A 14,994-nucleotide genomic window follows, 5' to 3' on the forward strand; every position below is an offset into this window, starting at 1 on the left:
TTGTTTTTTCTCCTATCTTTGCGGCGAAATGAAATACCTGCTCATCATATGTATCTTCGTAGGGCTATTGCTGGAGAATTTCAGCAAAGGCCTGATCGTGATGCAGTATTGGGCCAACGAAACCTTCATTGCACAGAACCTTTGCGAAAACAGGGATAAACCACAGCTGCATTGTAATGGTAAATGTCACCTGAAGAAACAGCTCGACAGGGATTCCCGGCAAGACAAAGAAAGCAACAACGGCAAAGAACGTTTTGAAGTAATGTATGTAGATGTGTTGCAACAGTTCCATCTGCAACCCGCTACCAGCGAGATTTCCAAGACATCTTCCTATAGAGACCCCGCTATCAGCGCTCCTGTATTTGCCATTTTCCATCCCCCTCAGTGGCAGCTCAGTTAATCCATCCTTTCTATCTACCTAATTAACCAATCTGGTGGCGCACGCGCCTGGCCAGGCCATTATTGCATTTCATGAAACAATGTTGTTTACTCATCATTGCATGCATGAGTATGTGCTATGCACATGCGCAAAGCATGCAAGGGCGTATTGCGGACGCACAAACCCGCGAAGCCTTGCCCGGGGCCAGCATCCGCCTGCTGCATTCCTCCCAGGGCAGCACAACCGATGCACAGGGAAAATTTTCGCTTGACAGCAACGGCGATTCCGTTCAGGTATCCTGTACCGGGTATCATACCCGTCAGCTGAAAGCCGCTGCCATCGCATCTTCCAGCGTGATTTACCTGGAACCGGCAGCTACCAGTTTGAACGAGATCATTGTATCGTCCTCGCGCGACAAACAGCGCCGTACCGATGCGCCGGTGGCGATCAGCACCATCTCAGCGCAAACATTACAGGAAACCAAAGCCACCACCCTCGATAAAGTGCTGAATAAAGTAAGCGGCGTGTACATGGTGGACCTTGGCAACGAACAACACACGATGGCTATCCGTCAGCCAATAGGCTACAAGAGCCTGTTCCTTTACCTCGAAGACGGTATCCCGATCCGCACGGTGGGCGATTTCAATCATAATGCCTTGATCGAGGTGAATATGGCGGCACTGAAGAATATTGAAGTGATACGCGGGCCGGCTTCTTCGCTGTATGGCAGCGAGGCCGTAGGCGGTGCTATCAATTTCATCACGGCATCGCCCACCCTGGTGCCTACTGCCAAAGTACAGGTAGAAGCCAGCAACTGGGGCTACAAACGTACCGACTTCAGCGCTGCCGGTACCAAAGGTAAAGTGGGCTTCGCTTTTGGCGGCTACTATGCCGATCAGTCCAACGGCTATATGGATCATAGCGATTTTCACAAACTGGCGCTCTCCCTTAAAATGGAATACCAGGTAAATGAGAAGAACAAATGGACCAATGCCGCTACCCTGGTGAACTATAAAACAGACCAGACCGGCGGCCTGGACAGCGCCCATTTCTTTGCGAAAGATTACCGCAGTTTTCAAACCTTCACCTATCGCGAAGTGAAGGCGCTGCGCATCCGCAGCACTTTTGAACACGAGTGGAATACCAATAGCCATACGAATTTCACGGCTTTCTTCCGCAACAGTACCATCGGGCAAAATCCTTTCTATGCGATCAAATCCACTGCCGATCCATTAAAGGCAAATGGACAGATCAACAGCGATGCATTCAATAGTTATGGTATGATCGTGCAACATAAACAGCAATTCCGTTGGTGGCAGGCCGCTCTCATCACCGGTGTGAGCGTGGATTACAGCCCGGCTACCTACGTTGCCAATTATATCACCATTGATAAAAATACCGCTGGATATTATACCGGCTATCAACACACCGATTCCTTGCTCACAGATTATAAAGTAGGCTTGCTTAACACGGCCGCCTATACGCAGCTGGAACTGTCGCCATTGCCGCAAATGAAAGTGGTGGCGGCTTTGCGCTACGACCGTATGGATTATGATTTCGTGAATCATCTTACGCCATCTGCTTACACTGGCGCGCCCAGTGAGCGGAATAACTTCAATGCGCTTACGCCCAAACTTGGCCTCACTTATAACCTGGCCAACAACCGTGGGCTGTATGCCAATTACAGCATGGGTTTTGCGCCGCCTAACATCTCTGACCTGTATCAGGGCGTGAAGGTGCCGGTATTGCGCTCGGCTACCTATCATAACTATGAGATCGGCGGCTGGTTTGAGTTTGCGAAAGGAAAAGGATATGCAGATGTGAGCATCTACGAAATGAAAGGCAGCAACGAAATACTGAGCGTGCAAGTAGCTGATGGCTCCTACGAGAACCGCAATGCTGGCGCCACTACGCACAGAGGCATTGAATGGAATGTGAAGTATACGCCACTGAAAAGCATTTTTATACGCACCAGCGGTACGTATGCCGCTCATCACTTCGACGCCTATACGGAGAAAGGAAAAGTGTACAACAACAATGAAATGAACGGTGCGCCACGCTGGATCACTAACAGCGAGATCACCTGGAAACCTGCATTGCTGCATGGTTTCAGGATAGGCGCTGAATGGCAGCACATCGGGAGTTATTATATGGATGCTGCCAATACTGCGCAATACGGCGGTTATGATCTCTTCAATGCCCGTGTAGGCTATGCTTTTCACGGCTTCGATTGTTGGGTGAACTGCATGAACCTGGGCGATAAACTTTATGCCACCTTAGCGGAGAAATCTGCCTATGGTAAAACATACCGCGTAGGCCCGCGGCAGACCTTCAACTTCGGTGTGGCTTACACATTCACAGGTAAAAGATAATTTATGAAGAAGATCATGACAGGAGTGATGGCCGTGATGTTGGTAGCCTGCGGAAAACGGCCATCAGAGAAGGTTTTATCACATACGGGCAAGGAGGCTTCCTGCCCGTATGTGACCCATGATATCAGAGGCAATACCGTGGTGAGCTGGGTGGAGCAGGATAGCGGCAGCGCCGGTATGATGTATTACGCAGTTACTAACGATAACGGATATACGTTTTCTTATCCGCAAAGCATTCCTGCTACTGCGGGCGTATTTCCGCATGCGGAAAACCTGCCCAAGTTATTGTTCAAACCCGATGGTAGTATAATTGCTTTGTTTGGCGTGGAGCAGCATGATCCGCGTAACAAATATGCCGGCAAGGTGATGTACGCGCAATCGTTCGACAATGGTAAAACCTGGCAGGATGCCGTACCATTGGTAACAGATACTTCCGGCTATGATCAGCGTTATTTTGACATAGCCCTGCTGCCTAATGGCGAAGCGGCGGCCATCTGGCTGGATAACCGCAAGCATACTAAGGCCGAAGGCTCTACGTTGTTCTTTGCCACCACCAAAGGCCGGCAAGGTTTCCGGGAAGCGAAGCCGGTGGCAGAAACGGTTTGCCAGTGTTGCCGTACCAAACTGTACGTGGCGCCGGATGGCGCTATCCATGTGGCTTACCGGGATATCATCAACGACTCTATCCGTGATATGGTGCACCAGGTATCGGTTGATAATGGCGCTACGTTTTCCGCTCCCGTGCGCATCAGTGCCGATAACTGGGTGGTCAATGGTTGCCCGCATACCGGTCCTACATTGGCTGCCAGCGGCAAAGGGCTGCACTTTGCCTGGTTCACCATGGGCGGCGGACAAGGCGTTTTCTACTGCCGCTCCGAAGATAACGGTAATACCTATACGCAGAAAGAATCACTGAGCAAAATACCGATGGCCAAGCATCCGCAGCTAACGCCCTGTCACGACAGCGATATCCTCATCGCCTGGGATGAGCCGGTAAAGTATCACAACGATTTTAAAAGCAGGATCAGCTATGTGTGCAAATCAGCAAATGGTGAAACATTGAAGAGTGGTCAGCTTACGGAAGACAGTACCTACGCGGTTTTCCCGGTAGTGGGAATGTTAAGGAATCAGGCGGCGATCATAGTATATAAGAGAGAGAGAAAGGGGAGAGGTGAAGTAGCCTACCAGCTTTTACCCTGATACCTGAATTTCTGATTTTTGAATTTTCGTATTTGAACATCATCTTTACAAACCAGCCAAATACGAAAATTCAAAAATCAAGAAATTCACAAATTCTTCTCAGCTGTAACCGAAAGCATAGCCTTTCTGGCCTGCCCAGTCGGTCCGAGATACCCAGCGACCGTAATTGCCTCTGCGCGAGCTGCCAAAATAAAGGCGCCACTGTTCCTTCCACCTGGGATAGTACAGGCGCAGCAAATACATTGTTAGTAATGTAAGCATAGGGATATGGTTTTTCATGTTAAGGATAGTCGTGCATTGGCATGTATCATATCTTTCAAGGCATAGGGACCCACAAAAAATATAATATATCTCAAATATATATTTTTACACTAAATCGTTATATCACATCAACGTGTTAATTTTTATCAATATAGTAGGCATTGGCTTGCTGTAGGGGCGTAAGCACGAGATCATTGATGCATACATGCGCGGGGAGGGTGGTTACATAATACACCACATCTGCCACATCCTGGGCGCTCAAAGGAATGAAACCTTTATACACATCTTTCGCCTTCTGTTCATCTCCCTTAAATCTTACCAGCGAAAATTCTGTTTCCGCAGCGCCGGGATGTATGGCCGTTACCTTGATGCGGTAAGGCAACAGGTCGATGCGCATCCCCTGGGAAATGGCGTCTACAGCGGCTTTGCTGGCGCAGTACACCGCACCTTTTGCATATACATGTTTGGCAGCGGTAGAACCGATGTTGATAATATGGCCGGTGGTACGGGCGCGCATCCAGGGTATCACGATACGGGACACATAAAGGAGGCCTTTCACATTGGTATCGATCATCGCATTCCAGTCGTCCAGGCTGCCTTCATCAATAGTGCTGAGACCCGCCGCCAGTCCGGCATTGTTCACCAGCACATCTATCTGCCGCCATTCTGCGGGGATATTGCCCAACGCAGTTGCTACAGCCTGCTCGTCTCTTACATCAAAATCCAGTGCCAGCACATTGGTGCCATATTCCTGTGTGAGCTGTGTTTGTAATGCTTCCAGTCTTTCCTTGCGGCGGCCGGTAATGATCACATCATAACCTTTTGCGGCAAATGTAGTGGCGCAGGCCTGGCCAAACCCGGCTGTAGCGCCAGTGATAAGAACGATTCCCATGAGCGGTAAAATTTCCTGCAATTTACTAAACGATCAGCGGATCAAGGTAACGGTGCCTTTTTTCATGATCTCCCTGCCATTGAAATCCGTGCCCTGCAATATCCAGATATAAGTATCCGCCGGAGCAGGCACTCCTTTGTAAGTGCCGTCCCATCCGGTTTTGAAGTCGACCGAAGAAAACATCTCCTGTCCCCATCGGTTGAATACCCGGAAAAATTTATACTGCTTGATACCCACGGGAATAAAACGGAAACGATCGTTGAGGCCGTCGCCATTAGGACTAAAAGCATTGGGCACATAGATATCAGGGCCAGTGTAATACTTGATCTTCACCGTGGCATAACCGAAACAGCCTTCTGCATTGGACACACGCAGCGTGTATTCCCTGTCCTGGCTGGATTCCAGCACGGGTTGCGCAATGCTCGCATCGCTGAGCCCATAGGCGGGCGACCAGGAGTAATAATCGCCGCCGCTGCCCTGCATGGTGAAAGGCTCGCCCCGCGTAAGGATCGTGTCGTTGCCTGCAAAGGGCTTTACCTCATATACCTTGAGGTTTTGCGTCACTGTTTGCTGGCATTGTTTATCTGTATAAACTGTCAATGAAATCGTATAGGCGTCACCTTTAGGATAGGTGTAGTCAAACTGCCGGCTTGCCGGCGCTGTAACGCTGCTATCAAGGCCCAGGTCCCAGCGCCGGCCGGTGATATGTCCGTACTGGTAGGAAGAGGTATCGCTGAAATGGATAGGCGTATTCTTGCAAAAGCCCGAAGTAGTAAAGCCCACTTTCAACCCGGGGTAGTTGGAAACCAGGCCTGTAGCGCTATCGCGGCAGGCCAGTGTAGGATTGATCACCAGCTTCACCCGGTAAACGCCGGTATCAGGATATTGATGGAAGATGACCGCCTGGTTGGTAGTAACGGTATCGGTGCCATCGCCGAAAGACCAGTGGTAGGTAGAAGTATAGCCTGCCACGCTGAAATTGGGGATCGCTACGCTCAGCTCCGGCGATGCTGTACAATTGTTGAGCACAGACGGAAATTTCGCAGTGATCGCGGTGGAACAATTAAATACGGTGAGCAATATATCCTTGCTATGCACGCCCAGCAAGGTTCCTGTGGTGCGGTCGTATTCATTCACGCATACGGTGACCACATATTTGCCGGGCCTGTCGGGCGTACAGGTGATCATGCCCTTGTTGGAGATCGTGATGCGCGGTTGCCCGCCCATCGGGTTGCTGCCGGAATAAGGCGATACATAATTCACGGTGGAAGTATAAGGCGGCGGCGTATTGGAATTGCCTTCGCTGGATACGGTGCCGTCGGTGAGGGCATTGCAGAGATGATAAGTGAGGCTGTCGCCATCCTGGTCATAAGCGGCATAGTCTATCTGGAAAGGCAGCTGGTTGCAGATCACAATCGCGGTGTCTTTGTTGAAATATGCGCTGTTATTGCCAGGCCGGGATTCCGTGCCGGGAATAGTTGTATAGTAAGTAGAGCCTTCGTGTTCTGAATTATAAATGTTGGTAAGTTTTTCGCCGCGGCAGCAACGTTGGGAAGCCACATAATAGCCGCCACTGATGGGAGGCAGTTCTATCGTGGCCTGGTAGAACGCTACTTCGAGATGTTGCGCTTGCGGCGCCAGACAAGGGTTTCGCAGGGTATCGATCAGTGGTTTTACTTTTTTGATGTAGAGATAAACGGAGGAGAGTACGCGCCTGCCGTTCGACGTATATACGTTAGCGGTAGAAGGGTTTTCGAAATGGTCGATACAGCCCTGACGGTCGCCGCAGGTGAAATCTGCGTCGCGGTATAGTTTGAGGGTGATGAGATAGCGGTAGCGTTGATTATCTGCACTCATGCCTATCGTTGTGTAGTAGATTTCACCTCCAATAATATGATACCCGGCTGCGTGGAGATAACAACAACAGTAGCTGATCACCAGTAAAAAGACTCTCTTCATGGGGGACTGCTCTGCTATCTGAATTTAACAAAAAAAGAGCAGTTCCGGTTCACGGATTTGTCACTTATCTCACCAATGTAACAGTACCTTTTCGTTGCACGGTGTTGTTGTTGATATCTTTTCCCTGCACTACCCACACGTAGGTGCCGATATTTGCCGGCTGGCCATTTACGGTGCCATCCCAGCCTTTGAGGTATTCGGTAGAAGAGTACATGAGTTTTCCCCATCGGTCGTATACCCGGAAGAAATCCATGTGTACAATGCCCACGGGCAGCGGGCGGAAGATATCATTTTTACCATCGCCATTGGGAGAGAATGCATTAGGTATGTAAATGTCCGGGCCGATGATAAACCGGACGAAGATGCTGGCGGTACCGGAGCATCCTTCCTGCGTATAGGCGGTAACGGTATAGGTGAAATCGCGGTTGATGGTGGTAACAGGATTGAATATATCAGGGTTATTCAATCCGTCAACGGGCGTCCAGGCGTAGCGTACGCCCCCGGTGGCATTGAGCTGGAAGGGCTTGTTGAGCATCACGATGGTATCGTTGCCGGCGAAGGCGCGTACTGGCGGCACTACATCCACTTTGGCGGCAGCGCTTACCGCTTTCGGGCATCCAAGTGTATCCGTTACCGTTACCGTAAAGGTGGTGGTATCTTTGGGGTGCGCCCAACTTACCGCCTGGGTAGGGTTATCCACATAATAGGCGGGCGTCCAGCTGTAGAAGGCGCCGCCCTGGGCCCGCAGCAACACTTTGGAGCCGGAGCAGATGGTGGTATCCGGCAGGGCAGCCGCTTTGGGCGGGTCTACCACTTTGAGGCGCACGGTATCATCGGTGAAGCATTTACCCAGCGATACAGTGATCGAATAGTTTTGCCGCGGCGCTGCCGGCGTAACGGTGGTAACGGGATCATTGCTGATGATAGTATTGGTATTCAGGTCTTTCCAACGGAAACTGTATTGCCCGTCGGCCACTTCCCATAGTTTCACCGGATCGCCGGTGCACACGATGCTGTCGGGCATGGTGGTCATCAGCAAAGTATCTTTCACATCTACAAAAACAGTCTTGCTGTTAGTACATTGGTCACGATCGGTGAACGTAACGGTGTACGTAGTATCTTTCCTTGGAAAGGCAATAGGGTTGGGGGTATTGGGGTTGATGATATTATAGTTGCCGGGCGTCCAGGCATAGTTGCCGGGCAGGTCGCTGGTGGCCCAGAGGTGCAATGAATCCTTGGCGCATAGCAAAGTGTCTGCAGTGGCGGTGAAGGGTGGTTTATCGTAGATCGTTAAGGTGGCGGTATCAAAACGCTCGCAGCCCTGGTTGGAGCGGGCATACAGCACTACGCTGTAGGTGCCCGGACCGGGGTACTGGAAATCAGGATTGCGGAGATTGGAGGTGTCGCCGGCGTTGCCGGTGCCGAAGTTCCATTTGTAGTATTCGATCTGGCCTACATCCACGCGGGAGCGGTCTGTAAAATGAGTTACTTTTTGCGAGCAGAGGCCTACTTCGGAGAAGTCGGGCAGGAAGCGGGGATACACATAAACTGTGGCGGTGGCGCTGTCGCCGCAGTTACTGTCTTTGTCCACATACAGTTTCACGGTGTATTTGCCATTGCGTGCATAGGTATGCGGCAGCGTAGCGGGATCAGTGGTGGAGAAGGTGGTGCCATCGCCAAAGTCCCAGAAATAGGGCTTCCCGCGGGTACTGTTATTCACGAAGTTGATCGTATAGCCGTCGCAATCCGCGTACTTCTCGGGCATGGAGGCTGTCACCTGTTTCACGCAGGTGGTCACGTTCACATGGAAATCTTTTCGCAGGGTGCCGATCTGTTTGCCGTTCCTGAATTCGTGTACACATACCGTTACCACATACTTTCCGGCGCCGGGAGCAATACCGGATATGATCCCTGTTTTCGGATCGATGGTAACGGTGCTGCCCAGCGGCTGCTGACCTGAAAAGGGGCTGATATAGCTCACGAAATCATATGGCGGACTAACAGCGGGCAGTGGAATGCCGCTCTGGTCCGTAGTGGAGCCGCCTTTGTAGGCATCGCAAAATTCATAGCTGAGTGAATCCGAATCGGGATCGGTAGCAGAAAAATCGTAGGTGAATTTTTTATCAGCGCAAACGAGGGTGGCTTCTTCTTTATTGAATATCGGGCTGGAATTGCCCAATATGCCGTTTGACCTGCCGGGCAATTCGGTGAAATAAGTGGCGCCGGTACCGAGGTTATTGGGCTGGCCGGGAATGGGTTCCGCTACAATGTTGCTCATGCTGTTATCACGGCAGCAGCTCTGGAAAGCTACGATGTAGCCGGCGTCGTTGATAGGTACGGTGATATTGGTTTCAAACAATCCTACCTGGAAACACACTTTCGGCGGGTTTACGATACAGGGATCGAATTGTGTGAGGTTTTTGATTTGAAAGTCGGAGCGGGTTACGGTGAAGCTGCCCACGGACTGGTTATTGGATTTGTCGAATGCCACCAACACCACGGTGGAGGGCATTTCCGCGATCTGTGGTCCGGATTCGCAGATGCGGTACAGCTTCATGGACACTTTGTACGTATAGCTGTTACCGTTATTAGAAACAAATTTGTAGTATACCTGTCCGCCTATAATGTGTTTGGCCTGCACCACGGCAGTGCACATCATACATATGAGGATGAACAGGAGTTTTTTCACAACTGGTATTTATTGATCTGATTAAAGTTGACAGAACCTGATAAATTGGTCCAGGATGACATTGCTTTCTTCAAATACTTCCCACATCCCCATATGCCCTACTTCGTCGAAGATATGGATGCTGCTGGAACGTGGCAGTGTTACCTGCGGCAGGATATTATCCAGCGGCACAGCGTTATCATCTTTTCCAATAACAAACAGCACGGGTACCGGTAAATTCTTTAACAGCGCGGTGCGGTCGGGTCTTTGCATCATGGCTTCATAATAAGCGATGAGCGTGTCCTGCGGTGTGGAAAAACTTTGTTGTACATAAGCATCCACGCGGTCCGGCTGACGCGTTTTAAATGCAGGGCTGAACATATTGGGCAGGGTTTGCCGCAGGAATGTTTCGCCACCGTATTGCTGCATCATTCTGATGGATTTGAGCCGGGCTTCTTTTTTCTCTTCACTGTCCGCTTTGGCGGTGGAATGGAAGAGGCCCAGTCCTTTCACAACAGCCGGGTATTTTTCCAACAAGGCCAATGCTACATATCCACCCATGGAGTGGCCGATGATCACAGCTTCTTTTATCTCTTCGGCTAACAGTATCGAATATACGAAATCTGCCATACTTTCCACCGTCAGGGGGTGAGAGAGCGGTGTTTTTCCTGCGCCGGGAAGATCAGGGATGATCAGGCGCCAGGCCGCTTTCAGGTACGCCTGTTGTATCTCCCACACATGGCTGTTTTCGCCGAAACCGTGCAAGAGCACGGCTACAGGGCCATTGCCTTCATCCAGGTAAGCGGTGTTTCCGTTATTGATAGTTTTCCACATGTTTTAACCCGGGTATAAATCGTGATAAAATAGCATGTACTAACAACAAGATACAAAATATTACAGCTCCTTTGGAGAGAAGGTCCCCATATTTTACATAGAACGTAAGATCATACCGTGGTGTTACATTTGCTTTGATAACAGCTTCCTGCCAATAAGGTTGCGGTTGCGAAATATTGCCGGCAGGATCGATCACCGCAGAGATGCCGGTATTGGCGCTGCGGGCCACCCAGCGCCGCGTTTCGATGGCGCGCAAACGTGCATATACAAGATGTTGCCGATGCCCTTCCGTATTTCCCCACCAGCCATCGTTGGTAATGATTACCAGGAAGTTGGCGCCAAGGTTTACATGCGCTGCTACATAATTGCTGAATACAGACTCATAGCAGATTGTAGGAAACACATTCACCGTATCCCGCGGATTGCTAAGCAGGTCTGCCTCTGGCATGCGGCCATAGCTGCCCGTGATGCCGCCAAAGTCCAGCGCGAGGTTTTGCAGAAAAGAAAAATAACGCACATAAGGCACCAGCTCTGCACCAGGCACCAATTCATATTTATGATAGATCTGCACCCATGAAGAAGTATCGATCTGCACCGCCGCATTGAATGGCTCCCAGCGGGCGCCATCTTCCATACGGCGCGCCATGGCCGGCGCTTCATCATCGCGGTAGCGCTTGAGCGTTACTGCGCCGCTGATCAATTTTGCTTTCGGATATTTTTTCAGCAGCTGTCTGATGGCCAGCACCTCCGGCTGATAGTTCAGCTGCTGTTCCCATGCGCCGCTGGGGAACAAGGCTGTTTCCGGCCAGATGATGTAACGGGTATTGCTATCCGCCTGCTGTTCGGTGAGACGTATAAATTTTTCCAGCTGCTGCATCACATTGCCGCCTGCAAATTTCTCATCATAGGGATCGATATTGGGTTGTACGATCACCACTTCCCTTTTCTTTGCCGGATCATCTGGCGAAGGATGGATGATCTGAGAGAAGATCAGCGGGAAGAGTATGACCACAGCGGGTTTCCAGGCTTCCTGCCGGATGAGTTGCGTGATGGAAAGATCGTATAGGCGTAACCGTTTCCATGCGATATATACGAAGATATTGGCCAGTAATACCCAGAGGGTACCGCCGCTGGTGCCGGTAAATTCATACCATTGTATCCATCCCGGTCGCATCGCGAAAGCGTTGCCCAGTATGAGCCAGGGCCAGCTCAGTTCCCAAGTCTGGTGAATAAATTCAAAGGTGAGCCAATAGGCGATGAGTGCAAAATAAGCGGCATTTTCCGTGAGCCGTTTGCGGCTGTTCTTGTACATCAGCCAGGGAATGCTCATCAGGAAAGCGTTGAAGCAATTGGCAAATACGCCGCTGGCAGGCAAGGTAGTATTGCCTACCCACCAGGTGGTGGCCACATTCCAGGTGAGGAAAGCCAGGTAGATACAAACGAAGAACTTTCCGCGGTGATGTACCTTCTCCGCGATATACAACAGCGGCGTAAGCGCGATGAATATCAGCGGCGTACAGGGAAGCGTGGGCCATGCCAGCCACAGCAGGCAGCCGCTCAGCAATGCAGCAATAATAAAGCGAAGCTTCATCAGGTAATGACAAATTTTACAATAGCAACGAAGATAAGCGGGGATAGCCGGAAAACAAAAACGCCCGGCTGCATAACCGGGCGTTCTGTGTTATCTGTGTGATAATTATTATCTGCTGTAGTTCGGCGCTTCCTTGGTGATCACCACATCATGCGGGTGGTTTTCTTTCACGGTGGCAGCGGTGATCTTCACGAACTGCGCGGCCTGCAAGGCTTTCATATCTTTCGCGCCTACGAGGCCCATACCGGCACGGAGGCCGCCAACGAACTGTTGTACGATCTCCGACAGCATGCCCTTGTAAGGTACGCGGCCTACGATACCTTCCGGTACCAGTTTCTTGATATCATCTTCATCCTGGAAGTAGCGGTCTTTACTACCTTCCTGCATCGCTTCGATGGAACCCATGCCACGATAGGATTTGAACTTGCGTCCTTCGTAGATGATGGTTTCGCCGGGGCTTTCTTCCACACCTGCAAAGATGGAACCTGCCATGATGGTAGAAGCGCCTGCTGCGAGGGCTTTCACCATATCGCCGGTGTAGCGGATACCGCCATCAGCGATCACCGGGATACCGGATTTTTTCAGTGCTTCAGCTGCATCCATTACGGCAGACAGCTGCGGGAAGCCTGCACCGGTTACGATACGGGTAGTACAGATAGAACCTGGGCCTACGCCTACTTTTACGGCATCGGCGCCAGCTTCGGCGAGTGCCAGCGCGCCATCGGCAGTGGCTACGTTACCTGCGATCACCTGCAGTTTCGGAAATGTTTTCTTTAATTTCTTCAGGTTGTTGAGCACTGCAATAGAGTGGCCATGGGAGCTGTCCAGACAAACTACATCCACCCCTACATTGATCAGCGCCTGTGCGCGGTCGAGCAGGTCGGGAGTGATACCCAGTGCTGCGCCTACGAGCAAACGACCAAATTCATCTTTCACTGCGTTAGGATAGCTGGTGAGCTGCAGGATGTCGCGGTAGGTGATGAGCCCTACCAGTTTACCCTGTTTATTAACAACCGGTAATTTTTCAATCTTGTATTGTTGGAGGATCTTTTCTGCCTTTTTCAGGTCAGTGCCTTCTGGAGCGGTGATCAGCTTGTCGCTGGTCATCACTTCGCTAACGAGGCGTTTTTTATTTTTCTCGAAGCGCAGGTCTCGGTTGGTGAGGATGCCCACCAGCTTGCTGGCTTCATCTACGATAGGAATACCGCCGATACCATTGTCCTTCATCAGCTTTAGCGCCTGGCCGATAGTAGCGTCTGCATGCAGGGTAACGGGATCCATGATCAGGCCACTCTCACTGCGTTTCACGCGGCGCACCATTTCCGCCTGACGCTCGATGCTCATGTTCTTGTGGAGAATACCTATACCACCCTCTCTCGCGAGTGCAATAGCCAGATTAGCTTCTGTAACAGTATCCATCGCAGCAGATACCATCGGTAAGTTGAGCCGTATGTTTTTAGTAAGTTGAGAAGAAATATTTACTTCTTTTGGCAGCACTTCAGAGTAAGCCGGAACCAGGAGCACATCGTCAAATGTAAGTCCGTCAGGCACAAATTTGGGTTTAGATTTTCCCGCAGGCATGATGCAACTATTTGTCAGTTAAAAAATAATTGCACGCAAATGTACACCTAATTCTGTAATAAATAAAATTTCAACATCGCGCATAACTTTTCATTAACGATCGGCCAGTACATACATGCCTCCGGGAAGGCTTTTGAGCAGGCTTTGCATTTCGAGGTTAAACACGGCTGTTGCAATCTGGCTGCCGGAAAGACGGCTCTGCACATACAGCTCTTCCAGATGCAGTCGGGGCTTTTGTTCGAATAGTGTCATAATTTGCCGCTCCTCTTCCGACAACTGTACAAACAGCTCTCTTTGAACGGTGGGCGCGGGTTTGGGCTTATCGGCCCAGCCCATGGCGCTTAGTATGTCCGCTGCATCCGTGACCAGCATGGCCTTATTGTTTTTTATGAGATGATGACAACCAGCTGCATGCCAGTCGTGCACGCGCCCGGGAAAGCAGAACACGTCACGGTGATAGCCATTGGCCAGATCGGCAGTGATGAGCGAGCCGCCGCGGATACCGCTTTCCACCACAATAGTGGCGTCACAAAGGCCCGCCACAATGCGGTTGCGCTTGGGGAAATTCTGCCGGTCGGGCGCCGTGTTGCTGGGGAAATCCGTCAGCAAGCCGCCATGTTCCAACATCTGTGTGGCCGTATGCCGGTGCGCATAAGGATATATCCGGTCCAGCCCATGCGCCAATACCCCGATGGTAGCGGCTTGCAAGGACACCGCCGTTCTATGCGCCACGATATCGATGCCGTAGGCCAGGCCACTGACCACCGTTACATCTGCCGCCACCAGCGCCGTCACCAGCTGCTCGCACAACATCCGCCCATAGGCCGATGGCTGCCGCGTGCCTACGATATTCACGATGCGCGGCACATTCAAAGACGCAAAGCCTTTGTAGTACAGCATCGGCGGACTGTCATAACATTGCCGCAAACGCGCCGGATAATCTTCATCGGTATAAAATAATGGCCTGATCTTGTATCTCTCTATAAAATCCATCTCTCTCTCCACTGAACCGAAATCACGGAAACGCTTGATAGCAGCGGCACGCACAGTACCTACTGTTTCTATTCTTTCTAATTCGCGCTGACTGGCATGGAATATCGCGGCGGCACTGTTGTAGTGTTCCAACAGTTTTTTAATGGTCACATCACCGATCTGGGGAATCAGGGTCAATGCCAGCTGGTACTTTAATTCCGGAGGCATAACAAACAATTTTAGTTCATCAAATTACAATTTATCTGCTTCAATTTTTTGTTGCGC

General features: G+C 50.8%; 11 protein-coding genes. 3 read left to right on the forward strand and 8 right to left on the reverse strand.

Going from position 1 to position 14,994, the window contains the following annotated elements:
* Positions 1-28: 28 nt before the first annotated feature.
* The 3 genes from FPG75_RS02460 (at position 29) to FPG75_RS02470 (ending at position 3,951) form a co-directional block, all read left to right on the forward strand.
* Positions 29-400 (forward strand): hypothetical protein, encoded by a 372-nt coding sequence (locus FPG75_RS02460; protein ID WP_143304971.1) that lies wholly within the window; start codon positions 29-31, stop codon positions 398-400.
* Between the two features lie 104 nt (positions 401-504).
* The gene (locus FPG75_RS02465) at positions 505-2,751 is read left to right on the forward strand and encodes a TonB-dependent receptor (RefSeq protein ID WP_236652705.1); all 2,247 of its coding nucleotides are present in this window, start codon (positions 505-507) and stop codon (positions 2,749-2,751) included.
* Between the two features lie 3 nt (positions 2,752-2,754).
* Complete coding sequence (locus tag FPG75_RS02470; RefSeq protein WP_143304973.1) at positions 2,755-3,951, forward strand: sialidase family protein; 1,197 nt, start codon at positions 2,755-2,757, stop codon at positions 3,949-3,951.
* A gap of 99 nt (positions 3,952-4,050) precedes the next feature.
* Here the strand turns inward: FPG75_RS02470 and FPG75_RS25925 are convergent, their stop codons facing one another.
* From FPG75_RS25925 to dprA, 8 genes are all read right to left on the reverse strand, one after another.
* Complete coding sequence (locus tag FPG75_RS25925) at positions 4,051-4,212, reverse strand: hypothetical protein (protein ID WP_161596636.1); 162 nt, start codon at positions 4,210-4,212, stop codon at positions 4,051-4,053.
* A 136-nt stretch (positions 4,213-4,348) separates the two neighbouring features.
* Entirely contained in the window at positions 4,349-5,104 is a 756-nt protein-coding gene (locus FPG75_RS02475; RefSeq protein ID WP_143304974.1) for an SDR family NAD(P)-dependent oxidoreductase, read from the reverse strand.
* A gap of 33 nt (positions 5,105-5,137) precedes the next feature.
* Positions 5,138-7,063 carry a PKD domain-containing protein gene (locus FPG75_RS02480; RefSeq protein WP_143304975.1) on the reverse strand — a complete coding sequence of 642 codons (1,926 nt, stop codon included), beginning with the start codon at positions 7,061-7,063 and terminating at the stop codon, positions 5,138-5,140.
* Between the two features lie 64 nt (positions 7,064-7,127).
* Entirely contained in the window at positions 7,128-9,752 is a 2,625-nt protein-coding gene (locus tag FPG75_RS02485) for a PKD domain-containing protein (protein ID WP_143304976.1), read from the reverse strand.
* A gap of 21 nt (positions 9,753-9,773) precedes the next feature.
* Positions 9,774-10,565 (reverse strand): alpha/beta fold hydrolase, encoded by a 792-nt coding sequence (locus tag FPG75_RS02490; RefSeq protein ID WP_143304977.1) that lies wholly within the window; start codon positions 10,563-10,565, stop codon positions 9,774-9,776.
* Positions 10,546-12,156 (reverse strand): apolipoprotein N-acyltransferase, encoded by a 1,611-nt coding sequence (gene lnt, locus FPG75_RS02495; protein ID WP_143304978.1) that lies wholly within the window; start codon positions 12,154-12,156, stop codon positions 10,546-10,548. The genes FPG75_RS02490 and lnt overlap by 20 nt, the downstream gene beginning before the upstream one ends.
* Before the next feature lie 108 nt (positions 12,157-12,264).
* Positions 12,265-13,707, reverse strand: a complete 1,443-nt coding sequence (gene guaB / locus FPG75_RS02500; protein WP_449384942.1) for an IMP dehydrogenase — start codon at positions 13,705-13,707, stop codon at positions 12,265-12,267.
* Between the two features lie 123 nt (positions 13,708-13,830).
* The gene (gene dprA, locus FPG75_RS02505) at positions 13,831-14,937 is read right to left on the reverse strand and encodes a DNA-processing protein DprA (RefSeq protein WP_143304980.1); all 1,107 of its coding nucleotides are present in this window, start codon (positions 14,935-14,937) and stop codon (positions 13,831-13,833) included.
* Positions 14,938-14,994 lie beyond the last annotated feature (57 nt).

The organism is Chitinophaga vietnamensis, from assembly GCF_902167635.1.
GTDB lineage: Bacteria > Bacteroidota > Bacteroidia > Chitinophagales > Chitinophagaceae > Chitinophaga > Chitinophaga vietnamensis.

Coding starts and splice junctions, on each gene's coding strand:
- FPG75_RS02460 (WP_143304971.1), top strand. CDS start 29: ATGAAATACCTGCTCATCATATGTATCTTCGTAGGGCTATTGCTGGAG.
- dprA (WP_143304980.1), bottom strand. CDS start 14,937: ATGCCTCCGGAATTAAAGTACCAGCTGGCATTGACCCTGATTCCCCAG.
- FPG75_RS02470 (WP_143304973.1), top strand. CDS start 2,755: ATGAAGAAGATCATGACAGGAGTGATGGCCGTGATGTTGGTAGCCTGC.
- FPG75_RS25925 (WP_161596636.1), bottom strand. CDS start 4,212: ATGCTTACATTACTAACAATGTATTTGCTGCGCCTGTACTATCCCAGG.
- FPG75_RS02465 (WP_236652705.1), top strand. CDS start 505: ATGAGTATGTGCTATGCACATGCGCAAAGCATGCAAGGGCGTATTGCG.
- FPG75_RS02480 (WP_143304975.1), bottom strand. CDS start 7,063: ATGAAGAGAGTCTTTTTACTGGTGATCAGCTACTGTTGTTGTTATCTC.
- lnt (WP_143304978.1), bottom strand. CDS start 12,156: ATGAAGCTTCGCTTTATTATTGCTGCATTGCTGAGCGGCTGCCTGCTG.
- FPG75_RS02475 (WP_143304974.1), bottom strand. CDS start 5,104: ATGGGAATCGTTCTTATCACTGGCGCTACAGCCGGGTTTGGCCAGGCC.
- FPG75_RS02490 (WP_143304977.1), bottom strand. CDS start 10,565: ATGTGGAAAACTATCAATAACGGAAACACCGCTTACCTGGATGAAGGC.